Raw genomic sequence first — 22,185 nt, 5'->3', positions numbered from 1 at the left:
CCCTGGAGGCACCGTGGAACTCGCTCAGGTACGTCTGCTCGTGTCCGACTTCTCCGCCTGCTACCGCTTCTACGGCGAGGTCCTCGGGCTCAAGCCGCAGTCGGGGGCGGCCAACGGGCCGTACGAGAAGTTCAGTCCCGCGGCGGGCTCCGCGGGGGTCGCGCTGCAGGACCGGGCGGCGATGGCCGAGGTGCTCGACGAACTGGCCGACGCGGCGACCGGGCACCGTTCCCTGGTCGTGCTGCGGGTGGACCGGCTGAACGCGTACTGCGAGGAGATCACCCTGCGCGGCGCCACGGTCCTGCACGGCCCGGCCGTCATGACCGACCGCATGCGGGCCGCCCATCTCAAGGACCCCGAGGGCAACTTGGTGGAACTGCAGGAGTGGCAGCTGCTGCGCGGCTGACGACTTTGCGCCCTACCGCGCGGCCCACGGGGGTGGCAGGCTGCCCTCCATGGGGGTTCTGAGGAGGGTTCGGCCGGGGCCGCGCGGCCGGCGGGTGGCGGTCGCCACCGTGTTCGCGGTCGTCGCCGTCGCGGGCGCCGCCGCCTGCGAACCGGGCGACGGCATCAGCTCGGCGGCCGTCGCCTACACCACCGACGAGGTCGTCACCAAGGAGCTCGACCGCCAGAAGGCCGGTGTGCGCTGGCTCAGTTGCACCGCCTCCTACGACAGCGACGGCAAGGCCACCAAGCCGTCGCCCTCGGCGAGCGAGCGCACCGTCGCGGCCGTCGACTGCCGGGGGCAGACCAAGGACGGCAAGGACATCACCGTCGACGGCAGGGTCACCCACGCCGTGGACGGCGCCTGTGTACGCGGGAAGCTCACCGCCAAGGTGGACGGCAAGGTCTGGTTCGAGGTCGACGGCCTCGGCGACTGCAACGCCACCAGCCCGCCGCCCGTGGGCGGCGGCGGACCCGGCGACGGCCGGCCCGGACCCACCGTCACCGTGACCGTCACCCAGACCATCTGGTGCGACCGGTACCCGGACTGCCGCCCTGTCGAGGGCAAGTGATCCGAACCCTGTCCGCGCGGCGTCGTCCCTGCATAGGGTGATCAGGTGACTTCGCCTGCTTATCTCCGGTTCCCTCATGTGCACGGCGACCTGGTCGCCTTCACCGCCGAGGACGACGTGTGGCTCGCGCCGCTGGACGGCGGCCGGGCCTGGCGGGTCAGCGCCGACAACGTGCCGGTGACCCAGCCCCGCATCTCACCCGACGGCACCACCGTCGCCTGGACCTCCACCCGTGACGGCGCCCCCGAGGTGCACATCGCCCCGGTCGACGGCGGACCCGCCAAGCGCCTGACGTACTGGGGCAGTTCGAGGACCCAGGTGCGCGGCTGGACCCCGGACGGAAAGGTCCTGGCCATCAGCACCCAGGGCCAGGCGAGCCTGCGCCGCACCTGGGCGCGTGCCGTCCCGCTGGACGGCGGCCCCGCCGCGACCCTGCCGTACGGGCCCGTCGGCGACGTCGCGTTCGGGCCGCACACCGTGCTGCTGTCCGCGCCGATGGGGCGGGAGGCCGCCTGGTGGAAGCGGTACCGGGGCGGCACGGCCGGGAAGTTGTGGATCGACCCCGGGGACGACGGGGAGTTCGTGCGGCTGCACGAGGACCTCGACGGCAACATCGAGTACCCGCTGTGGGTCGGCGACCGGATCGCGTTCCTCTCCGACCACGAGGGCACCGGCGCGCTCTACTCCTCCCTCGCCGACGGCTCCGACCTGCGTCGGCACACCCCCCTTGGGGGCACCTCCCGCTCGAGCGAAGCCGAGAGTGGGGGAGGCTTCTACGCCCGGCACGCCGCGACCGACGGCAGCCGGGTCGTCTACGTCAGCGCCGGTGAGCTGTGGACGCTCGACGACCTGGACGGGGCCGAACCGCGCCGGCTCGACGTGCGGCTGGGCGGCCAGCGCGCCGACCTCCAGCCGTTCCCGGTGAACGCCGCCCGCTGGTTCGGCTCGGCGTCCCCGGACCACACCGCGCGCGGCAGCGCCGTCTGCGTGCGCGGCTCCGTCCACTGGGTCACCCACCGCTCCGGCCCGGCCCGCGCCCTGGCCGCGACCCCCGGCGTCCGGGCCCGGCTGCCGCGCACCTTCCGCGCCGACGGCGAGGAGTGGGTGGTGTGGGTGACCGACGCCGAGGGCGACGACGCCCTGGAGTTCGCCCCCGCCACCGGCCTCACCCCGGGGGCGCCCCCGCGCCGGCTCGCCGCCGGGCAGCTCGGCCGGGTGCTGGACCTCGCCATGGCCCCCGACGGCAGCCGCGCCGCCGTCGCCTCGCACGACGGGCGCCTGCTGCTGGTGGAGCGGGAGACCGGCGAGGTGCGCGAGGTGGACCGCAGCGAGGACGGCGACGTCTCGGGCCTGGTCTTCTCGCCCGACTCGGCCTGGCTGGCCTGGTCCCACCCCGGCCCGCGTCCGCTGTCCCAGCTGAAGCTCGCCAACACCACCGACCTGTCGGTCACCGAGGCGACCCCGCTGCGCTTCCAGGACTACGCGCCCGCCTTCACCGCGGACGGCAAGCACCTCGCGTTCCTGTCGACCCGCTCCTTCGACCCGGTCTACGACGAGCACGTCTTCGATCTGGCCTTCGTCGAGGGCGCCCGGCCGCACCTGATCACCCTCGCGGCGACCACCCCGTCCCCGTTCGGCCCGCAGCGGCACGGCCGTTCCTTCGAGACGCCCGACCGCGAGGAGACCCCCGACAGCGAGGGCACCCCCACCACCCGCATCGACCTCGAAGGCCTCGCCGACCGAATCGTGCCCTTCCCGGTCGAGGCGGCCCGCTACTCCAACCTGCGCGCCGCCAAGGACGGGGTGCTGTGGCTGCGCCACCCGGTCACCGGCGTGCTCGGCGCGTCCCGGGCCACCCCCGACGACCCCGAGCCGAAGACCGAGCTGGAGCGCTACGACCTCGCGCAGCAGCGCGTCGAGCATCTCGCCGTGGACGCCGACCACTTCGAGGTCAGCGGCGACGGCAAGCGGGTGCTGCTGTGGACCGACGGGCGGCTGAAGGTCGTCCCCAGCGACCGGCGCGCCTCCGGCGACGACGACAGCGACTCCAACATCACCGTCGACCTGAGCCGCGTCCGCCAGCTGGTCGACCCGGCCGCCGAGTGGCGGCAGATGTTCGACGAGAACGGCCGCATCATGCGCGACCACTTCTGGCGGCCGGACATGAGCGGCGTCGACTGGACCGGCGTCCTCGACCGCTACCGCCCGGTCGTGGAGCGCTGCGCCACCCACGACGACCTCGTCGACCTGCTGTGGGAGGTCCAGGGCGAACTCGGCACCTCGCACGCCTACGTCACCCCGCGCGGCGGACCCGGCGGCCGCGCCCGCCAAGGGCTGCTCGGCGCCGACATCTCCCGCCACGAGGACGGCAGCTGGCGCGTCGACCGCATCCTGCCCTCCGAGACCTCCGACCCCGAGGCGCGCAGCCCGCTGGCCGCCCCCGGCGTCGCCGTACGCCCCGGGGACGCCATCCTCGCGGTCGCGGGACAGCCCGTCGACCCGGTCACCGGCCCCGGCCCGCTGCTGATCGGCACGGCGGGCAAGCCGGTGGAGCTGACCGTCTCCCCGTCCGGCGGGGGCGACCCCCGGCACGCCGTCGTCGTCCCGCTCGCCGACGAGGAGCCCCTGCGCTACCACGCCTGGGTCGCCGACCGCCGCGCCCACGTCCACGAGAGGTCCGGTGGCCGCCTCGGCTATCTGCACGTGCCCGACATGCAGGCGCCCGGCTGGGCCCAGATCCACCGCGATCTGCGCGTGGAGGTCGCCCGCGAGGGCCTGGTCGTCGACGTCCGCGAGAACCGCGGCGGCCACACCTCCCAGCTCGTCGTGGAGAAACTGGCCCGCCGTGTCGTCGGCTGGGACCTGCCCCGCGGCATGCGCGCCGAGAGCTACCCGCGCGACGCCCCGCGCGGCCCGGTCGTCGCCGTCGCCAACGAGTTCTCCGGCTCCGACGGCGACATCGTCAACGCCGCGATCAAGGCCCTCGGCATCGGCCCGGTGGTCGGCACCCGCACCTGGGGCGGCGTCATCGGCATCGACAGCCGCTACCGCCTGGTCGACGGCACCCTGGTCACCCAGCCGAAGTACGCCTTCTGGCTGGAGGGTTACGGCTGGGGCGTGGAGAACCACGGTGTGGACCCGGACGTGGAGGTCGTGCAGCGCCCGCAGGATTACGCGGCGGGCAGGGACCCCCAGCTGGACGAGGCGATCCGGCTCGCGTTGGAGGCGCTGGAGGCCAGTCCCGCCAAGACGCCCCCGGCGCTGCCGACTTCCTAGCAGGCGCGGGGCCGCGTCGCTCCGCGGCCCCGCCGCCCGGGCGCGACCAGCCACGACGTACCCGCACCCGACGACGATACGATGCCCGGCAAGACCGTGTTCGGCTCACCCCCGGAGGGACCATGGCAGGGGAACCCCAGGACGACTGCCTCTTCTGCAAGATCGTCGCGGGCACCATCCCGGCGACCGTCGTGCGGGAGACGGAGACGACCGTCGCGTTCCGCGACATCAACCCCCAGGCTCCCACCCACGTCCTGGTCATCCCCAAGGCGCACTACCGGGACGCCGCCGCCCTGGCCGCCGCCGACCCGGCGCTCACCGCCGACGTGCTGAGCGAGGCCCAGGCCGTCGCGGACGAGGAGAAGCTGGACAGCTTCCGCCTCGTCTTCAACACCGGCAGCGGCGCCGGCCAGACGGTCTGGCACGTGCACGCCCACGTCCTCGGCGGCCGCGGCCTCGAGTGGCCGCCGGGGTGATCCACCGTGTCCGTACGTGAACTCGTGGTCCTCGGGACCGCCAGCCAGGTCCCGACCCGCCACCGCAACCACAACGGCTACCTGCTCCGCTGGGACGGCGAGGGCATCCTGTTCGACCCCGGCGAGGGCACGCAGCGCCAGATGCTGCGCGCCGGGGTCGCCGCGCACGACCTGAACCGGATCTGCGTCACGCACTTCCACGGCGACCACTCGCTCGGTCTCGCCGGGGTCATCCAGCGGATCAACCTCGACCGAGTGCCGCACCGGGTCACCGCCCACTACCCGCGCTCCGGGCAGCGCTTCTTCGACCGGCTCCGGTACGCCACCGCCTACCGCGAGACCGTCGGCATCACCGAGGCGCCGGTCGACGCCGACGGGCCCCTCGCCCGCACCGGCGGCTACACGCTGGAAGCCCGGAAGCTGTCGCACCCGGTGGAGTCGTACGGCTACCGGCTCGTCGAGCCCGACGGCCGCCGCATGCTGCCCGATCGGCTCGCCGCGCACGGGGTGAAGGGCCCGGACGTGGGCCGGATCCAGCGCGAGGGCTCGCTCGGCGGGGTCACCCTGGAGAACGTCAGCGAGCTGCGGCGCGGGCAGCGGTTCGCGTTCGTCATGGACACCCGCCTGTGCGACGGCGTGTACGCGCTGGCCGAGGGCTGTGACCTTCTCGTCATCGAGTCGACGTTCCTCGACGAGGACGAGCAACTCGCCGTCGAGCACGGGCATCTGACCGCCGGTCAGGCCGCCCGGGTGGCCCGGGACGCGGGCGTGCGCCACCTGGTGCTCACCCACTTCAGTCAGCGTTACACGGACCCGGACGAGTTCGAGCGGCAGGCCCGAGCCGCCGGGTACGAGGGCGAGCTCACCGTGGCGCACGACCTGCTGCGGGTGCCGGTTCCGAAGCGTCGGTGAAACGCCCGTACGATGCATTGATGCCCATCCCCAAAGCCGAACTGCACCTTCACATCGAAGGCACCCTGGAACCCGAGCTCGCCTTCGAGCTGGCCGCGCGCAACGGCGTCACCCTGCCGTACGCCGACACGGACGAGCTGCGCGAGGCGTACCGGTTCGAGGATCTCCAGTCGTTCCTGAACCTGTACTACGAGCTCATGGCCGTCCTGCGTACCGAGCGGGACTTCGAGGACCTGGCGAACGAGTACCTGGCCCGGGCCGCCGCGCAGGGCGTGCGGCACGCGGAGATCTTCTTCGACCCGCAGGCCCACACCGGCCGCGGTGTGGAGCTCGGCACGGTCGTCGATGGACTGTGGCGGGCGCTGGGCAGCAGCGAGGCGCGCCACGGTGTCTCCACCCGGCTGATCCTGTGCTTCCTGCGCGACGAGTCCGCCGAGTCCGCCCTGGCGACCCTGGAGGCGGCCCGGCCCCATCTGGACCGCATCACCGGCGTCGGCCTCGACTCGGCCGAGGTCGGGCACCCGCCGGCGAAGTTCCGCGAGGTCTACGAGGCCGCCGCGGCGCTGGGCCTGCGCCGGGTCGCCCACGCGGGCGAGGAGGGTCCGCCCGCGTACATCACCGAGGCGCTGGACGTGCTCGGCGTCGAGCGGGTCGACCACGGGCTGCGCTGCATGGAGGACCCGGCGCTGGTGGAGCGGCTGGTGCGCGACCGGGTGCCGCTGACGCTGTGCCCGCTGTCCAACGTCCGGCTGCGCACCGTCGACACCCTCGCCGACCACCCGCTGCCCGCCATGCTCGACGCGGGCCTGCTGTGCACGGTCAACTCCGACGACCCGGCCTACTTCGGCGGCTACGCCGGGGACAACTTCGACGCCGTGCGCGCGACCCTCGGGCTGGACCCGGAGCGGCTGCGCGAGCTGGCCCGCAACTCCTTCCTCGCCTCCTTCCTGGAGGACGACGAGGAACTGCGGGCGCGGTACCTCGCCGAGGTCGAGGCGTACACCTTCCCCTAGCGGGCCCTCACAGGACCTCCGACCCCGCCTTGCCGTAGGCACGCTGGGCGGGGACGGCCGGGGTGTCCACGGGGATCTCCACCACGTGCTGCTCCGGTGCGCCGATCTCGGGAACCGCGCCCGTGGGTGTGCCCGTGGCGGCGGCGACCAGGGCGGCCGGGTGGCCGCCGCGCCGGCGAACGGCGCCGGGCAGCAGCGGGCGCCCGCCGGTGTGCAGGGCGACGGCGGTCATCGGCAGCGCGATCACCAGCAGACCGGCGCCGAGGACCAGGCCCATGACCGGGAAGCCGGCCTGCGCCGACAGCACACTGCCGGTCAGCGGCCCCGCGGCCGTGCCCAGCGAGGACGCCGAGCCGACCAGCACCGCCCAGCGCCCGCGCGGGTCGAGCGAGGCGGCTAGCCCGATGAGGTACGACAGCACCACCGGGTACAGCGTGTTCCAGGCGATCTCGCCGGCCGCGAAGCCGCCCAGGTCGTCCGCCGACGCGCTGAGGACGATGCAGCCGGCGATGAGGACCGTGCCCGCCCCGATCGGCACCGCGCGTCCCAGCCGTGCTCCGAGGGCGCCGGCCGCTAGGACACCGGCCAGTCCGGCGCCCAGCGCCACGGCGAAGACGGCACCGACGGTGGCCTCCCCGAGGTGGGCCTGCTCCAGCCCGATCCGGCCGCTCACGCCCCACAGGGAGTTCTGGGCGAGCGACCAGCACACCATGGCGGCGGCCAGCACCAGCCCCGAACGGGCGTGGGGCAGCCGCGCCTTGCCCTGCCGCACCGGCGCGGGCGGGGTGCCGACCGGGAGACGGCCGGTCAGCGGCCAGACGGCCAGGGCGGTGAGGGCGATCGCCGCCAGCGGCAGCCCGTGCCCCGGGCCCAGGTGCGGGACCGTCAGATACACGGCGCCCGCGAGGGCGGAGACCGTGAGCAGCCCGGCGGTGGAGGCCCGGTGGGGGTCCTTCTGGGCCGCGATGAGCGTGGCGGCGACGGTGGTGGCCGTGCCGGAGCCGAACCCGCCGGCCATCGCGCCGGCGATGACGGCGGGCACGGCGGACGTCAGGGCGGCACCGCCGTAGCCGAGCAGGGCCAGGGCGAGGCCGAGCCGGGCGAGGGTGCGGGCGCCGATCCGCTCGACCCGGGAGGCCAGGGCGAATCCGGCGGCGGCCGAACTCAGCAGCAGGGCACTGCCGACGGCACCGGCCTGCGTGGCGGAGAGCGGAAGGTCCGAGTCGAGCCGGCCGACGGTGGTCGGCAGCAGATACGGAGCGAGGTACCCGGCCGTGAAAAGGGCGACGAGGGGCCAGGGGGTGGTGCGGGGGGCGAACACGGGCGTTCCCAGGGCATGCGAAAGGAGCGGCGAGAAAGGGGGAGGGGGCGACGACCGTCGACGGACAGGAACGCGCGGGCAATTTGTATCAAGCAAGTAGTCGGGCACGGGAGCCCGGAGGGTGTGATCTGGAGCACGTTGGGTTTGATGCGGCGAGCGTCGGGTAGAAGATTGCTTTTCGCGGGCCGCCCTGCCCTGTTGACGTTCGCATACCCAACCTCCATTCTCATACGTGGATCACGTCCCCGTGAGGAGATGCCTGTGAGCGCTGGACCGGGAGCCGCCCTGTGAACCTCGCCGTCACCGACGTCCGGCTGACCCCGATCCTGGTCGCGGATCCGCCCCTGCTGAACACGCAGGGCGTGCACCAGCCGTACACGCCCCGGCTGATCGTGGAGGTCGTCACGGCGGACGGGATCACGGGCGTGGGGGAGACCTACGGCGACACGAAGTACCTGGAACTGGCCCGGCCCCTGGCCGAGCGGCTGAAGGGACGCCCGGTCAGCGATCTGAACGGGCTGGCCGCGCTCGCCGACGAGGTGGCCGTGGACGGCTCCCGCGTGGACACTTCCGTCGACGTGGGCGGGCTGCGCGGTGTCCAGACGGCCGGCAAGCTGCGGCTGTCCGTCGTCTCCGGCTTCGAGGTCGCCTGCCTCGACGCCCTCGGCAAGGCGCTCGGACTGCCCGTGCACGCGCTGCTCGGCGGCAAGGTGCGCGACACCGTCGAGTACAGCGCCTACCTGTTCTACAAGTGGGCCGCCCACCCCCGGGGCGTGACGGCCGGCCAGGACGACTGGGGCGCCGCCGTCGACCCGGCGGGCGTGGTGGAGCAGGCCCGGCGGTTCACGCGGCGGTACGGCTTCACCTCCTTCAAGCTCAAGGGCGGCGTCTTCCCGCCCGACGAGGAGATCGCCGCCGTCAGGGCGCTGGCGGACGCCTTCCCCAGGCATCCGCTGCGGCTGGACCCCAACGGCGCCTGGTCGGTGGAGACCTCGCTGCGGGTGGCCGAGGAGCTCGGGGACCTCCTCGAATACCTCGAGGACCCCACCCTCGGCACGCCGGGCATGGCCGAGGTCGCCGCCCGGACCGGAGTGCCGCTCGCCACCAACATGTGCGTGACCACGTTCGCCGAGATCGAGGAGGCGTTCACCCGCGGCGCCGTGCAGGTCGTGCTGTCCGACCACCACTACTGGGGCGGGCTGCGCAACACCCAGCAGCTCGCCGCCGTCTGCCGCGCCTTCGGTGTCGGCGTGTCCATGCACTCCAACACCCACCTGGGCATCTCGCTCGCCGCGATGACGCACGTGGCGGCCACCGTCCCGGACCTCCACCACGCCTGCGACACCCACTACCCCTGGCAGTCGGAGGACGTCCTGACCGAGCGGCTCGCCTTCACCGGCGGCCGGGTCGCGGTGCCGGACACCCCCGGGCTCGGCGTCGAGCTCGACCGCGAGCGGCTCGCCGTGCTGCACCGGCGCTGGCTGGACGACGACGGGGCGCTGCGGGACCGCGACGACGCGGCGGCCATGCGGATCGCCGACCCGCAGTGGGTGACGCCCCCGGTGCCCCGCTGGTAGCCGCACGCGCACAGGGGCGCGCGGGGCCGGCGTGAGCCGGCGGACGGCCGGGGGCCGCGTGATCGGCGTCACGTTGTCGGTGATGTGGTGCAGACTGGCCTGGTCCGCACCACGTCAGGGAGCGCATCGTGATCGCGTCCACCGCCCCGGCAGGAAAGGGCCCGGCCGGAAAGGGATCGCACCGTCAGGCCCAGGTCGATCCCCTCGCCCCCCTGCGCACGCCCGAGGACCCGCCCTGGGACGTCTACCTCACCGGGACCGTCTTCCTCGACATCGTCTTCACCGGGCTCGACTCCGCCCCCGTGCGCGGCACCGAGTCCTGGGCGCGCGGGATGGGGTCGAGCCCCGGCGGCGTCGCCAACATGGCCACCGCCCTGGCCCGGCTCGGCCTGCGCACCTCCCTCGCGGCGGCCTTCGGCGACGACCACTACGGCGACTACTGCTGGGACGCCCTGGAGCACGGTGAGGGCATCGACCTCTCCCCGTCGCGCACGGTGCCCGGCTGGCACTCCCCGGTGACCGTCTCCATGGCCTACGAGGGCGAGCGCACGATGGTCTCGCACGGCCACGAACCGCCCCCGGAGGAACCCTCCCCGCAGTGCCCGCCCCGCACCCGGGCCGCCGTCGCCTCCCTCGCCCCGGGCGTGAGCGCCCCGTGGATCGCGCAGGCCGCCGGCAAGGGCACACGGGTCTTCGGCGACGTCGGCTGGGACGACACCGGGGCCTGGGACCTGGCCGCGCTGCCCGACCTGCGGCACTGCGAGGCCTTCCTGCCGAACGCGGAGGAGGCCATGCGGTACACGCGCACGGACTGCCCGCGAAAGGCCGCGCACGCCCTGACCGCGTACGTGCCGCTGGCCGTGGTGACCCTCGGGGCGGACGGCGCGTACGCGGTGGACCGGCGCACGGGGGAGACGGCGGAGGTGCCGGCGATCGAGGTCGAGGCGCTCGATCCGACCGGGGCCGGGGACGTGTTCGTCGCCGGGTTCGTCGCCGGGACCCTGGCGGACTGGCCGCTGGCCGACCGGCTTGCCTTCGCGGGGCTGACGGCCGCGCTGTCGGTGCAGGAGTTCGGCGGCTCGCTGTCGGCGCCGGGCTGGTCGGAGATCGCGGCCTGGTGGCGCCGGGTGCAGTCGGTGGCGGGGCAGTCGCCGCAGGCGCTGCGGCGGTACGGGTTCCTCGCGGGGCTCGTGCCGGAGGAGGAGCTGGTCAGACCCTGGCCGCTGCGGCGGGCCGTCCCGACGATCGGGTTCCGTCGCTCGGCGTGACCCGGCCCACGCACACGGCGCCGCCTCCCGTGCCCCGGACGGCGTTTCCGGCCCCGCACCCAAAACCCCTACGGCGTTGTCACTCCCCCGTCGTACCCTGGGAATCGCGAGGCCGCCCTCAGCTACGCGGCCGTGACGAGGAGGAACCGCAGGCCTTCAGCGCCGGCCCATGACTCAGACACCCACAGCTCACACCCCCGCGCAGGAGCAGGCGAGAGCACAGTTCACCGTCCCCGCCCAGCACCCCATGGTCACCGTCCTGGGGTCCGGCGACTCCCTCCTGCGTGTGATCGAGAAGGCCTTCCCGGCGGCCGACATCCACGTCCGGGGCAACGAGATCAGCGCGGTCGGCGACCCGAAGGACGTCGCCCTCATCGCGCGCGTGTTCGATGAGATGATGCTGGTGCTCCGCACCGGGCAGCCGATGACGGAGGACGCAGTGGAACGCTCGATCGCCATGCTCAAGGCGAGCGAGAACGGGGAGAGCGACGGCCAGGAGACCCCGGCCGAGGTGCTCACGCAGAACATCCTGTCCTCGCGAGGCCGCACGATCCGCCCCAAGACGCTCAACCAGAAGCGCTACGTGGACGCGATCGACAAGCACACGGTCGTCTTCGGCATCGGCCCGGCGGGTACCGGCAAGACGTACCTGGCGATGGCCAAGGCGGTGCAGGCCCTGCAGTCCAAGCAGGTCAACCGCATCATCCTGACCCGCCCCGCGGTCGAGGCCGGCGAGCGGCTCGGATTCCTCCCGGGCACGCTCTACGAGAAGATCGACCCCTACCTGCGCCCGCTCTACGACGCGCTGCACGACATGCTCGACCCGGACTCCATCCCACGGCTGATGGCGGCGGGCACGATCGAGGTCGCGCCGCTGGCGTATATGCGGGGCCGTGCGCAGCCGGTCTTCACCAACGTCCTGACACCGGACGGCTGGCGACCCATCGGCGATCTCCAGGTCGGTGACCTGGTTGTCGGTTCGGACGGCGAGCCGACTCCGGTCCTCGGCGTCTACCCGCAGGGCGAGAAGGACATCTACCGCCTCACGGCCCAGGACGGCTCGTGGACGCTGTGCTGCGGCGAGCACCTGTGGACGGTCCGCACGGCCGCCGACAAGCGCCGCGACAAGCCGTGGAGGGTCCTGGAGACCCGGGAGATGATCGGCAATCTGCGGGCGGCCCACGCTCGCCGGTACGAGCTGCCGCTGCTCACCGCGCCGGTTCGTCTGCCGGAGCGAGAGGTCCCCATGGACCCCTACGCGCTGGGACTGCTGCTCGGTGACGGGTGCCTCACGGGTTCCACCACTCCCTCCTTCGCAACCGACGATCCGGAACTGGCCGAGGCTCTGGAGGCCTCGCTGCCCGGTGTCGCCGTGCGGCACAAGAGCGGACCGGACTACGTCCTCAACCGGATCAAGTCCCCGGGCGACGTGATCACCCTGGAAAACCCGGTCACGCGTGTTCTCCGCGAACTGGACCTGCTGCGTACTCGCTCCCACTCCAAGTTCGTCCCGGACGATTACCTGTACAACTCGGCCGAGGTGCGGCTGGCGGTCCTCCAGGGCCTGCTGGACTCCGACGGCGCCCCCGTGGCGCAGAAGGACCGCACCTGCCGGATCCAGTACACGACGACGTCGGCCCTGCTGCGCGACGACGTGATCGCCCTGGTGCAGTCCCTGGGCGGTGTGGCATACACCCGCCGCAGGGCCGCCGAGGGGCGCAAGCCCGGTCTGGCGAAGGGGCGCGAGGCGGGGTACCGGTACGACGCCCACATCATCGACATCCGCCTCCCCGAAGGCATCGAACCCTTCCGTCTCCCCCGCAAGCGCGACAAGTACCTCGCGTCTGGAGGCGGCGGGCGCCCGATGCGGTTCATCGACAGCATCGAGCCCGCCGGCCGGGAGGAGACCGTCTGTATCCAGGTGGCGGCCGAGGACTCGCTGTACGTCACGCAGGACCACCTGCTGACGCACAACACCCTCAACGACGCCTTCATCATCCTGGACGAGGCCCAGAACACCAGCCCCGAGCAGATGAAGATGTTCCTCACCCGCCTCGGCTTCGACTCGAAGATCGTGATCACGGGTGACGTGACGCAGGTCGACCTGCCCGACGGTCAGAAGTCCGGTCTGCGCCAGGTGCAGGAGATCCTGGAGGGCGTCGACGACGTCCACTTCTCCCGGCTCTCGTCGCACGACGTGGTCCGGCACAAGCTGGTGGGCCGTATCGTCGACGCGTACGAGAAGTACGACACCGAGCACGGCACCGGCAACGGCTCGCACAAGAGCCGCGGCAAGTCCGCGCACAAGGGGAAGTAGACAAGCACAGCACCATGTCGATCGACGTCAACAACGAGTCCGGAACCGAGGTCGACGAGCAGGCGATCCTCGACATCGCCCGCTACGCGCTCGCACGGATGCGCATCCACCCGCTCTCCGAACTGTCGGTGATCGTCGTGGACGCCGACGCCATGGAGCAGCTCCACCTCCAGTGGATGGACCTGCCGGGCCCCACGGATGTCATGTCCTTTCCCATGGACGAGCTGCGCCCGCCGTCCAAGGACGACGACGAGCCGCCGCAGGGGCTGCTCGGCGACATCGTGCTGTGCCCCGAGGTCGCACAGAAGCAGGGCAAGGAAGCCGAGACGCAGCACTCCATGGACGAGGAGCTCCAGTTGCTCACCGTCCACGGCGTGCTGCACCTGCTGGGATACGACCACGAGGAACCGGACGAGAAGGCCGAGATGTTCGGTCTCCAGGCGGCCATCGTGGACGGCTGGCGCGCGGAGCGGGGCCTGACCGGCCCGTCCCCGGCGCCGACGGTCTCCTGAGCCCGCCGATGAGTCCGCAACTCGCTCTGGGCGCCATCGCCCTGGTCGTCGTGGCCTGGCTCGCCGCCTGCGCGGAGGCGGGCCTGGCGCGCGTCTCCAGCTTCCGCGCCGAGGAGGCCGTGCGCTCGGGCCGCCGCGGCAGCGCCAAGCTCGCCCAGGTCGCCGCCGACCCCACCCGCTACCTCAACGTGGCGCTGCTGGTCCGCGTCGCCTGCGAGATGGCCGCCGCCGCGCTGATCACCTACGGCTGCCTCCAGGCGTTCGACGGCACCACCGAGGCCCTGCTCGTCGCCATCGCGGTGATGGTCCTGGTGTCGTACGTCGCCGTCGGCGTCTCGCCGCGCACCATCGGCCGCCAGCACCCGCTGAACACGGCGACGGTCTCCGCGTACGTCCTGGTGCCGCTGGCCCGTGTCATGGGCCCGATCCCGTCGCTGCTGATCCTCATCGGCAACGCGCTCACCCCCGGCAAGGGCTTCCGCCGCGGCCCGTTCGCCTCCGAGGCGGAGCTGCGGGCCCTGGTCGACCTCGCCGAGAAGGAGTCGCTCATCGAGGACGAGGAGCGCCGCATGGTGCACTCGGTCTTCGAACTGGGCGACACCCTGGTCCGCGAGGTCATGGTCCCGCGCACGGACCTGGTGGTCATCGAGCGCTTCAAGACCATCCGCCAGGCCCTCACCCTCGCCCTGCGCTCCGGGTTCTCGCGCATCCCGGTGACCGGCGAGAGCGAGGACGACATCGTCGGGATCGTGTATCTGAAGGACCTGGTCCGCAAGACCCACATCAGCCGCGACGCCGAGTCCGAGCAGGTGTCCACGGCGATGCGCCCGGCGTTCTTCGTGCCCGACACCAAGAACGCGGGCGACCTGCTGCGCGAGATGCAGAAGGAGCGCAACCACGTCGCCGTCGTCATCGACGAGTACGGCGGCACGGCCGGCATCGTCACCATCGAGGACATCCTCGAGGAGATCGTCGGCGAGATCACCGACGAGTACGACCGGGAACTGCCGCCGGTCGAGGAGCTCGGCGAGGACCGCTTCCGGGTCACCGCCCGCCTCGACATCGGCGACCTGGGCGAGCTGTACGGCTTGGAGGAGTTCGACGACGAGGACGTCGAGACGGTCGGCGGACTGCTGGCCAAGGCGCTGGGCCGGGTGCCCATCGCCGGGGCGTCGTCCGTCGTCCCCCTCCCCGACGGCCGGGAACTGCGCCTGACCGCGGAGGCGGCGGCCGGCCGCCGGAACAAGATCGTGACCGTGCTCGCGGAGCCGGTGGACCCGCCCGGCCCGCCGCAGGAGGAGAAGCCGGAGTGACCCCGCAGGAACTGCGCGCGTTCTGCCTGTCGTTCAACGCGGCCGTGGAGGACTTCCCGTTCAGCCCGGAGATCTCGGTCTTCAAGGTGCGGGGCAAGCTCTTCGCCCTGTCGCACCTCGACGCGCGCCCTCTGACGGTCAACCTCAAGTGCGACCCCGACGAGGCGGTCCGCCTGCGCCGCGAGCACGAAGGGCTCATCGTGCCGGGCTGGCACATGAACAAGCGCCACTGGAACACGGTCACGGTGGACGCCGACCTCCCCGACCAGCTGGTCAGGGAGCTCGTCGAGGACTCCTACGACCTCGTCGTGGCCGGACTGCCGCGCGCGGACCGCCTCCGCCTCGACCGCCCGTGACGCTTCCGTATGCTCGGATCATGACCGACAGCAGCGCGCTCGACCCCGAGGACCGCAAGATCGTCACCCTGGCCCGTTCCGCGCGGGCCCGCAACGGTGTGCCCGAGGGGGCAGCCGTGCGCGACGAGACCGGACGTACGTATGTCGCTGGCACGGTGGCCCTCGACTCCCTGCGGCTCAGCGCCCTGCGGACGGCGGTGGCGATGGCGGTGGCCTCGGGCGCGCGGTCGCTGGAGGCGGCGGCGGTGGTGACCGAGGCGGAGTCGGTGCCCGACGAGGACCGGGCGGCGGTGCGCGACCTCGGTGGCGAGCGGACGCCGGTGCTGGTGGCAGGGCCCGACGGGACGGTCCACACCACCGTCACGGCAGGCTGAACTCCGCTGTAACCGCCGGTGATGAGGCGCGATGTCCACCTTGCCGCCCCCTGCCCCGGGCGCAAGCCATCCCATGAGACGCAAGCGAATCGGAGCGGGTGAGGCACTGGCGGCCGGGGCCCTCGCGGTCTCCGGGCTCGCCTTCACCCCCGCGGCACTCGCCGTCACCCCCCGGACGGCGGCCATCAGCGCCGACTGCGGCACCCCTGGTGAAGGCCGGCGGCGGCACCGGGCCTCACCGGCACGGAGAACCCGGCGACGGCCGCCGGCGCCCCCGTCGCGGCCCCGGTGTCAGAGGGCGTCGGGGCCGCGCTCGCCCGTGCGCACCCGTACGACCGTGTCCACGGGCAGCGCCCAGACCTTGCCGTCGCCGATCTTGCCGGTGTGCGCGGCCTTCACGACCGCGTCGATGACGGCCTCGGCGTCCGCGTCCTCGACGACGACCTCGATGCGCACCTTGGGCACCAGGTCGACCTGGTACTCGGCGCCGCGGTACACCTCGGTGTGGCCGCGCTGCCGGCCGTAGCCGCTGGCCTCGCTCACGGTCAGGCCGTGCACGCCGCGTTCCTGCAGGGCGTTCTTGACCTCGTCGAGTCGGTGCGGCTTGACGATCGCGGTGATGAGCTTCATGCCTGGCGGACGACCTTCTGGGCGGGGGAGACGACGGTGGAGGAGACCGGGGCGCCGTGGCCCAGGACCCCGTGATCGTAGGCGGTCTCGGCGTGCACCGTAAGGTCCAGGCCGGTCTGCTCCTGCTCCTCGCTCGCCCGGAAGCCCATCGTGACGTCGATCAGCTTGCCGATCCCGTAGGTCACCCCGAACGCGTACGCCGCGACGACGACCACGGCCACCAGCTGCCTGCCGAGCTGGCCGAGCCCTCCGCCGTACAGCAGGCCCTCGGCGCCGCCCGTCATCGAGTCGACCGCGAAGACGCCGATGAGGAGGGTGCCGATGACACCGCCGACCAGGTGGACGCCGACGACGTCCAGGGAGTCGTCGTAGTTCAGCTTGAACTTCCAGCCCACGGCGTACGAGCAGACCGTGCCGGCGGCCAGGCCGACCACCAGGGCGCCGAGCAGGGAGACCGAGCCGCAGGACGGGGTGATGGCGACCAGGCCCGCGACCGCGCCGGACGCGGCGCCCAGGGTCGTGGGGTGGCCGTCGCGCCTCTGCTCGACGAAGAGCCAGCCGAGCAGGCCGGTGCAGCCCGCGGCGAGGGTGTTGAGGAACGCGGCGGCCGCGAGGCCGTTGGCGCCGAGGGCGGAGCCGGCGTTGAAGCCGAACCAGCCGAACCAGAGCAGACCGGCGCCCAGCATCACCATGGGCAGGTTGTGCGGGCGCATGGCCTCCTTCTTGAAGCCCAGGCGCGGACCCAGCACCAGGCACAGCGCCAGCCCCGAGGCGCCCGAGACGATCTCCACGGGCAGCCCGCCCGCGAAGTCCAGGGCGCCCAGCCGCTCCAGGATCCAGCCACCCGGTCCCCACACCCAGTGCGCGACCGGAACGTATACCAGCAGTGCCCACACCGGCACGAAGACCAGCCACGCCCCGAACTTCGCCCGGTCGGCGACCGCGCCGCTGACCAGCGCCGCCGTGATGATCGCGAAGGTGAGCTGGAAGGTGGCGAACAGGACCGTGGGCACCGTGCCCTGGACGCTGTCCGGGCCGAGGCCGCTCATCCCGGCGTGGTCGAGCCCGCCGATGAGACCTCCGGCGGCGTCCTCGCCGAAGGCCAGCGAGTAGCCGGCCGCCAGCCACACCACCGTGACCAGGGCGATCGCGACGAAGCTCATCATCAGCATGTTGAGCACGCTCTTCGTGCGGACCATGCCGCCGTAGAAGAGGGCCAGGCCCGGGGTCATCAGCAGGACGAGGGCGGTGGCGGCGAGCAGCCAGGCGGTGTCGCCGGTGTCGGCCTGTGCGGCGGCCAGGGTCACGGTGTCTCCAACGAGGTGGGGCTCCGGGGGCTCGTCAGAGGGTCACCGGCGTGCGTTTCCTGCCGGGCACGGGTGTGTTTCCGCGGTGTTTCGTCACGTGTGGGTTTCGGAAAGCTCACGGGGGCGGGAGTCCGCGGCCCGTTGTGCGGAGGGGCCGCGTGGATCAGGGACAATGGGCGCCATGAGCGTTCGCAGCAAGTCATCCGAGCCGTCCGAGGCACCCCACCGCGCGGGCTTCGCCTGCTTCGTGGGCCGCCCCAACGCGGGCAAGTCCACGCTGACGAACGCTCTGGTCGGGCAGAAGGTGGCGATCACCGCGAACCAGCCGCAGACCACGCGGCACACGGTGCGGGGCATCGTGCACCGCCCCGACGCCCAGCTGATCCTGGTGGACACCCCCGGCCTGCACAAGCCGCGCACCCTCCTGGGCGAGCGGCTGAACGACGTCGTCCGCACCACCTGGGCCGAGGTCGACGTGATCGGCTTCTGCCTGCCCGCGAACGAGAAGCTCGGGCCCGGTGACCGCTTCATCGCGAAGGAACTGGCGTCGATCAAGAAGACGCCGAAGATCGCGATCGTCACCAAGACCGACCTGGTGGACAGCAAGACCCTGGCCGAGCAGCTGATCGCGATCGACCAGCTCAGCAAGGAACTGGGCTTCGAGTGGGCGGAGATCGTCCCCGTCTCGGCGGTCGGCGACCAGCAGGTGGACCTGCTGGCCGACCTGATCGTCCCGCTGCTGCCGGAGGGCCCCGCCCTCTACCCCGAGGGCGACCTCACCGACGAGCCCGAGCAGGTCATGATCGCCGAGCTCATCCGCGAGGCCGCCCTCGAAGGCGTCCGCGACGAGCTCCCGCACTCCATCGCCGTCGTGGTGGAGGAGATGCTGCCGCGCGAGGACCGCCCCGCGGACAAGCCCCTCCTCGACATCCACGCCTTCGTCTACATCGAGCGCCCCAGCCAGAAGGGCATCATCATCGGCCCCAAGGGCAAGCGCCTGAAGGACGTCGGCATCAAGTCCCGCAAGCAGATCGAGGCGCTGCTCGGCACGCCCGTCTACCTGGACCTGCACGTCAAGGTCGCCAAGGACTGGCAGCGCGATCCCAAGCAGCTGCGCCGGCTGGGGTTCTGAGCCCGGGCCCGCCCCGGGCGGGTCACCCGGGCCCGCCCCGCAGACCGGCCGTGCGCGGTACGCGGGCGTCCCCGGACCGCGTGCTGCTCCACCAGCCCGACCCGGGCCCGGTGTTCGGCCCGGCTGATCCCGCCCACGTCCCGGCCGTCGACCAGGATGTGGCCGCGGTCCGGGTCGTAGAACCGCTCGATCAGGGCGAAGACGGTGGACTTGCCGACGCCCGAGCTGCCGATCAGCGCGACCTGGGTGTGCTGCGGCGCCTCGAAGGTCACGCCGCGCAGGACCGGGCGCCCCGGGTCGTAGCCGAACCAGACGTCGCGGAACTCCAGCGCGGGTGCCCGCGGACGGCCGCCGTCACCCGCCGGGCGGGACGCCGGGGCTGGGGCCGCGGTCGCCGGCGGGGTGTCCCGCTCCGTGGGCAGCTTCATCACCTCGGTGACCCTGCGGTACGCGCCCACGCCCTGCTCCATGCTGCTGAGCGACTGGAACAGCATCCCGATCGGTTCCACCAGGTAGATCATGTAGAGCAGGAACGCGGCGAGATCGGCGACCGACCCCTGCCGGTCGGCGACCCACCCGCCCGGCGACCGAGGCGACGAGGTGCGAACTGCCCGCCATGGCGCGGGCCGGCCCGTCCAGGCCGGTGAGCGTGCCGGTGCGGGCGGCCGTCGAGGCGAGCCGCTCACCGGTGGCGGCGTGTTCGCCGAGAACCGCGATCCTCGTCCGGCCCGCCCCGCCGGTCGTCATGGCCTCGGGGGACCAGCGGCCGAGCAGCCACGGACGTCCCGACGGATGACCGACCTCCTGAACCTTCCGGGCGCGCAGGGCGGCGCACACCGGGGCCGCCGCGGCACAGTCCGGAAGGGCGACGAACCAGCCCGGCCGCTCGCCGGGATCAGGAAAATCGACCATGCCGGTCCCTTCCTGTTCGCCGAGCCACGAGGTGCTCAAAAGAATCCGGGCGGCAGGGCGAACGCCCTACCGCCCCCTGGAGGTCCCGCGCCGGTGCGACGGCCGGCGGGTCAGAAGAACCTCCTCCGGAAGCCCAGACCGGTCTTGCGGAACGAGCCGACCGCGGTCAGCGTCGGGCGCTCGTAGGTGCGCATGTCGTTGCACCTCCTGACCTGCACGTCGCCATCGGTTGTCCCATCCACGATAGGCCCGACCGATTCGCCAAAGGTGCGGAGCGCGGACGGTCCGGTGACACCACCGGTTCGATCACCGGGTCCGCAGACTCGCCCAGACCGCGTTGCCGCCGGTGAGGGAGGAGCGGACGACACCCCAGCTGTCCGCCAGTTCCCGGACGAGCAGCAGTCCGCGGCCGTTCTCGTCGTCCGGGCCGGGGCGGCGGTCGGGGATGCCGCGTTCCGTCAGGTCGCCGTCGTGCACCTCCAGCCGGCAGCGCGCGTCCGTCAGCAGCCCGACGCCGCACAGGATCCGCTCGCTGAGGGTGTGCAGAACGGCGTTGGTCACCAGCTCGGACACCAGCAGGACGGCGTTCGCGCACAGCTCGTCGGGGAGCTGCCAGGAGTCCAGCCGCGCCCGCGTGGCGTGCCGGGCCGCTCTGACGCTGGTGCGGTGGGGAGGCAGCTCCAGCCAGTGGGTCCGGCCCGGGCGCAGCGCGTCCAGGAACCGGGGGGTGGAAGTCGTGTGGGGGGACACGGCGGTCGCCTTCCGTGGGGGGTGGGCGAGTGGGGCAACGGATCGACCGGAAGGGGCAGTTCGGGCTTCCGGCGCTCTGGCCGCACGAGTAACTATGCTGGCAGAGCAGTTCACGCTGCAACCATCTCCCCGACTTCGACCCGTCGACCTGGCAGAAGGTCACCGACATCTACACCTCGGCCGGGACGCCGGTGCGGTTCCGCTCGCGCCAGGACGTCGCGTGCTTCTTCGACGGTCTGGAACTGCTCGACCCGGGCGTCACCGTGGGCCACCGCTGGCGGCCGGACGCCACCGGCGCCGACGGCGGCGACGCCCCGACGGACGCCGAGGTCAGCCTGTGGACCGGGGTGGGCATCAAGCCGTAGCGGCCTGGTCCCGCAGCAGCTCGCGGAACCAGCGGTAGGAGGCCTTGGGGGTGCGCTCCAGGGTGTCGAAGTCCACGTGCACCAGGCCGAAGCGGCGTGCGTAGCCCTCCGCCCACTCGAAGTTGTCGAGCAGGGACCACACGAAGTAGCCGCGCACGTCGACGCCCGCCTCCAGCGCCCGGTGCAGGGCCCGGACGTGGCCGTCCAGGTAGGCGATGCGCTCCTGGTCGTCCACGCCCGGGTACGAGCAGCCGTTCTCGGTGATGACGATGGGCGGCAGGCGGTCGCCGTAGCGGTCGCGGAAGCCGGTGAGGAGCTCGGTCAGTCCCTCGGGGACCACCGGCCAGCCGAAGTCGGTCACCTCACGCCCCTCGATCTCCCGCACGGAGAAGGGGAGTTCGGCGGGCATGCTGACCCCGCCGAACTCGATCTCCGCGCCCTGCGGGGCGCCCACCCGCGTCGGGGCGTAGTAGTTGACGCCGTACCAGTCGAGCGGCTCCGCGATGACCTTCAGGTCCGCCTCGACGTCCCCGGGCATCAGCTCGCCGATGCCCTCCGGGTACCGGCCCAGCAGCAGCGGATCCGCGAACAGGCCGTTGAGCAGCAGGTCGTAGAACCCGGCCGCCTCCACGTCCGCCTCCTCCTCCGAGGCCGCCCAGGTCGGGCCGTGCGAGTTGGCGATGCCGATGTCCGCGGCCCCCGCGGCGCGCAGGGCCCGGACGGCCAGCCCGTGGGCCAGCAACTGGTGGTGGGCGGCCGGCAGCGCGTCGAACAGCAGCCGCCGGCCCGGCGCGTGCACGCCCAGGGCGTGACCCAGCAGGGTGTGCTCGGCGGGCTCGTTGAGCGTGATCCACCGGCTCACGCGGTCGCCGAGACGGCCGGCGACCAGCGAGACGTACTCGGCGAAGCGCGCGGCCGTGTCCCGGTCGAGCCAGTCCAGGTCCACGGGCAGGTCCCAGTGGAACAAGGTCGGCACCGGGCGGACGCCCGCCGCGCACAGGTCGTCCACCAGCCGGTCGTAGAAGTCCAGGCCGTGCGCGGAGCGGACGCGCGGCCAGGAGACCGAGAAGCGGTAGGCGTTCACACCCAGGTCCGCGAGGAGCGCCACGTCCTCGCGGTGACGGTGGTAGTGGTCGCAGGCCACCGCCGCCGTCGAGCCGTCCTTGATCCGTCCCGGCCCGGCCGTGAAGGCGTCCCACACGGACGGCTCGCGCTCGTCCGCCGCGCCCTCGATCTGATGGGCCGAGGTCGACACGCCCCAGAGGAAGCCGGCCGGGAAACGGGGGATCTCGGTGCCTGCGTCAGTCGCCATGCGCCGGATCATCCGTACCGGCGGTAACGGAAGTCAACAGGCCGCC

Annotated in this window: 21 protein-coding genes and 2 pseudogenes; 16 read left to right on the top strand and 7 right to left on the bottom strand. The window is 72.7% G+C overall.

The window, feature by feature from the left end:
* The first annotated feature begins 13 nt into the window (after positions 1-13).
* From ABZY20_RS17455 to ABZY20_RS17430, 6 genes are all read left to right on the top strand, one after another.
* Positions 14-406 (top strand): VOC family protein, encoded by a 393-nt coding sequence (locus ABZY20_RS17455; RefSeq protein ID WP_356442402.1) that lies wholly within the window; start codon positions 14-16, stop codon positions 404-406.
* 49 nt (positions 407-455) lie between these two features.
* Positions 456-1,016, top strand: a complete 561-nt coding sequence (locus tag ABZY20_RS17450) for a hypothetical protein (protein ID WP_356442401.1) — start codon at positions 456-458, stop codon at positions 1,014-1,016.
* A 90-nt stretch (positions 1,017-1,106) separates the two neighbouring features.
* A complete protein-coding gene (locus ABZY20_RS17445; RefSeq protein ID WP_356442551.1) occupies positions 1,107-4,292 on the top strand; it encodes a PDZ domain-containing protein in 3,186 nt (1,061 codons plus the stop codon).
* Positions 4,293-4,414: 122 nt separating this feature from the next.
* A complete protein-coding gene (locus tag ABZY20_RS17440; protein ID WP_356442400.1) occupies positions 4,415-4,768 on the top strand; it encodes a histidine triad nucleotide-binding protein in 354 nt (117 codons plus the stop codon).
* Positions 4,769-4,774: 6 nt separating this feature from the next.
* Positions 4,775-5,680 (top strand): ribonuclease Z, encoded by a 906-nt coding sequence (locus ABZY20_RS17435; RefSeq protein ID WP_356442399.1) that lies wholly within the window; start codon positions 4,775-4,777, stop codon positions 5,678-5,680.
* A gap of 20 nt (positions 5,681-5,700) precedes the next feature.
* Positions 5,701-6,693 carry an adenosine deaminase gene (locus ABZY20_RS17430; RefSeq protein ID WP_356442398.1) on the top strand — a complete coding sequence of 331 codons (993 nt, stop codon included), beginning with the start codon at positions 5,701-5,703 and terminating at the stop codon, positions 6,691-6,693.
* Positions 6,694-6,700: 7 nt separating this feature from the next.
* Here ABZY20_RS17430 and ABZY20_RS17425 read toward each other — a convergent pair whose 3' ends face one another.
* A complete protein-coding gene (locus tag ABZY20_RS17425; protein WP_356442397.1) occupies positions 6,701-8,014 on the bottom strand; it encodes an MFS transporter in 1,314 nt (437 codons plus the stop codon).
* A 287-nt stretch (positions 8,015-8,301) separates the two neighbouring features.
* Here ABZY20_RS17425 and ABZY20_RS17420 point away from each other — a divergent pair, with 287 nt between their 5' ends.
* From ABZY20_RS17420 to ABZY20_RS17385, 8 genes and pseudogenes are all read left to right on the top strand, one after another.
* Positions 8,302-9,591 carry a glucarate dehydratase family protein gene (locus ABZY20_RS17420; protein ID WP_356442396.1) on the top strand — a complete coding sequence of 430 codons (1,290 nt, stop codon included), beginning with the start codon at positions 8,302-8,304 and terminating at the stop codon, positions 9,589-9,591.
* Between the two features lie 128 nt (positions 9,592-9,719).
* Positions 9,720-10,859 (top strand): PfkB family carbohydrate kinase, encoded by a 1,140-nt coding sequence (locus ABZY20_RS17415; protein WP_356442395.1) that lies wholly within the window; start codon positions 9,720-9,722, stop codon positions 10,857-10,859.
* A gap of 169 nt (positions 10,860-11,028) precedes the next feature.
* Positions 11,029-12,570, top strand: a pseudogene (locus tag ABZY20_RS17410) (PhoH family protein); the annotation flags it as partial.
* A 153-nt stretch (positions 12,571-12,723) separates the two neighbouring features.
* The gene (locus tag ABZY20_RS17405; RefSeq protein ID WP_356442550.1) at positions 12,724-13,176 is read left to right on the top strand and encodes a PhoH family protein; all 453 of its coding nucleotides are present in this window, start codon (positions 12,724-12,726) and stop codon (positions 13,174-13,176) included.
* Positions 13,177-13,190: 14 nt separating this feature from the next.
* Complete coding sequence (ybeY, locus tag ABZY20_RS17400; protein WP_356442394.1) at positions 13,191-13,688, top strand: rRNA maturation RNase YbeY; 498 nt, start codon at positions 13,191-13,193, stop codon at positions 13,686-13,688.
* Between the two features lie 8 nt (positions 13,689-13,696).
* Complete coding sequence (locus tag ABZY20_RS17395; protein ID WP_356442393.1) at positions 13,697-15,001, top strand: hemolysin family protein; 1,305 nt, start codon at positions 13,697-13,699, stop codon at positions 14,999-15,001.
* Positions 14,998-15,357, top strand: a complete 360-nt coding sequence (locus tag ABZY20_RS17390; RefSeq protein ID WP_356442392.1) for an MmcQ/YjbR family DNA-binding protein — start codon at positions 14,998-15,000, stop codon at positions 15,355-15,357. The genes ABZY20_RS17395 and ABZY20_RS17390 overlap by 4 nt, the downstream gene beginning before the upstream one ends.
* A gap of 20 nt (positions 15,358-15,377) precedes the next feature.
* The gene (locus tag ABZY20_RS17385) at positions 15,378-15,731 is read left to right on the top strand and encodes a cytidine deaminase (protein ID WP_356442391.1); all 354 of its coding nucleotides are present in this window, start codon (positions 15,378-15,380) and stop codon (positions 15,729-15,731) included.
* A 291-nt stretch (positions 15,732-16,022) separates the two neighbouring features.
* Here ABZY20_RS17385 and ABZY20_RS17380 read toward each other — a convergent pair whose 3' ends face one another.
* Positions 16,023-16,361, bottom strand: a complete 339-nt coding sequence (locus ABZY20_RS17380; protein WP_356442390.1) for a P-II family nitrogen regulator — start codon at positions 16,359-16,361, stop codon at positions 16,023-16,025.
* Positions 16,358-17,668, bottom strand: a complete 1,311-nt coding sequence (locus ABZY20_RS17375) for an ammonium transporter (protein WP_356442389.1) — start codon at positions 17,666-17,668, stop codon at positions 16,358-16,360. The genes ABZY20_RS17380 and ABZY20_RS17375 overlap by 4 nt, the downstream gene beginning before the upstream one ends.
* A 172-nt stretch (positions 17,669-17,840) precedes the next feature.
* Here ABZY20_RS17375 and era point away from each other — a divergent pair, with 172 nt between their 5' ends.
* Complete coding sequence (gene era, locus ABZY20_RS17370) at positions 17,841-18,800, top strand: GTPase Era (RefSeq protein WP_356442388.1); 960 nt, start codon at positions 17,841-17,843, stop codon at positions 18,798-18,800.
* Here era and ABZY20_RS17365 read toward each other — a convergent pair.
* From ABZY20_RS17365 to ABZY20_RS17355, 3 genes are all read right to left on the bottom strand, one after another.
* A complete protein-coding gene (locus ABZY20_RS17365) occupies positions 18,725-19,321 on the bottom strand; it encodes an ABC transporter ATP-binding protein (protein ID WP_356442387.1) in 597 nt (198 codons plus the stop codon). The genes era and ABZY20_RS17365 overlap by 76 nt on opposite strands.
* A gap of 501 nt (positions 19,322-19,822) precedes the next feature.
* Positions 19,823-19,930 (bottom strand): keywimysin-related RiPP, encoded by a 108-nt coding sequence (locus ABZY20_RS17360; protein ID WP_356442386.1) that lies wholly within the window; start codon positions 19,928-19,930, stop codon positions 19,823-19,825.
* Positions 19,931-20,018: 88 nt separating this feature from the next.
* Positions 20,019-20,462, bottom strand: coding sequence for an ATP-binding protein (locus ABZY20_RS17355; protein WP_356442385.1), 444 nt, complete (start codon positions 20,460-20,462; stop codon positions 20,019-20,021).
* A 128-nt stretch (positions 20,463-20,590) separates the two neighbouring features.
* Between ABZY20_RS17355 and ABZY20_RS17350 the strand changes: the two are divergent.
* Positions 20,591-20,827, top strand: a pseudogene (locus ABZY20_RS17350) (SAM-dependent methyltransferase); the annotation flags it as partial.
* On the opposite strand, the gene ABZY20_RS17345 reads toward ABZY20_RS17350, so the two are convergent.
* Positions 20,817-22,139 carry a GH1 family beta-glucosidase gene (locus ABZY20_RS17345; RefSeq protein WP_356442384.1) on the bottom strand — a complete coding sequence of 441 codons (1,323 nt, stop codon included), beginning with the start codon at positions 22,137-22,139 and terminating at the stop codon, positions 20,817-20,819. The pseudogene ABZY20_RS17350 and the gene ABZY20_RS17345 overlap by 11 nt on opposite strands.
* Positions 22,140-22,185 lie beyond the last annotated feature (46 nt).

Source organism: Streptomyces sp. NPDC006624 (assembly GCF_040611555.1).
Classification (GTDB): domain Bacteria; phylum Actinomycetota; class Actinomycetes; order Streptomycetales; family Streptomycetaceae; genus Streptomyces.
The sequence above is the reverse complement of the archived record's forward strand: the minus strand, read 5'-3'. Positions and strand labels throughout refer to the sequence as shown.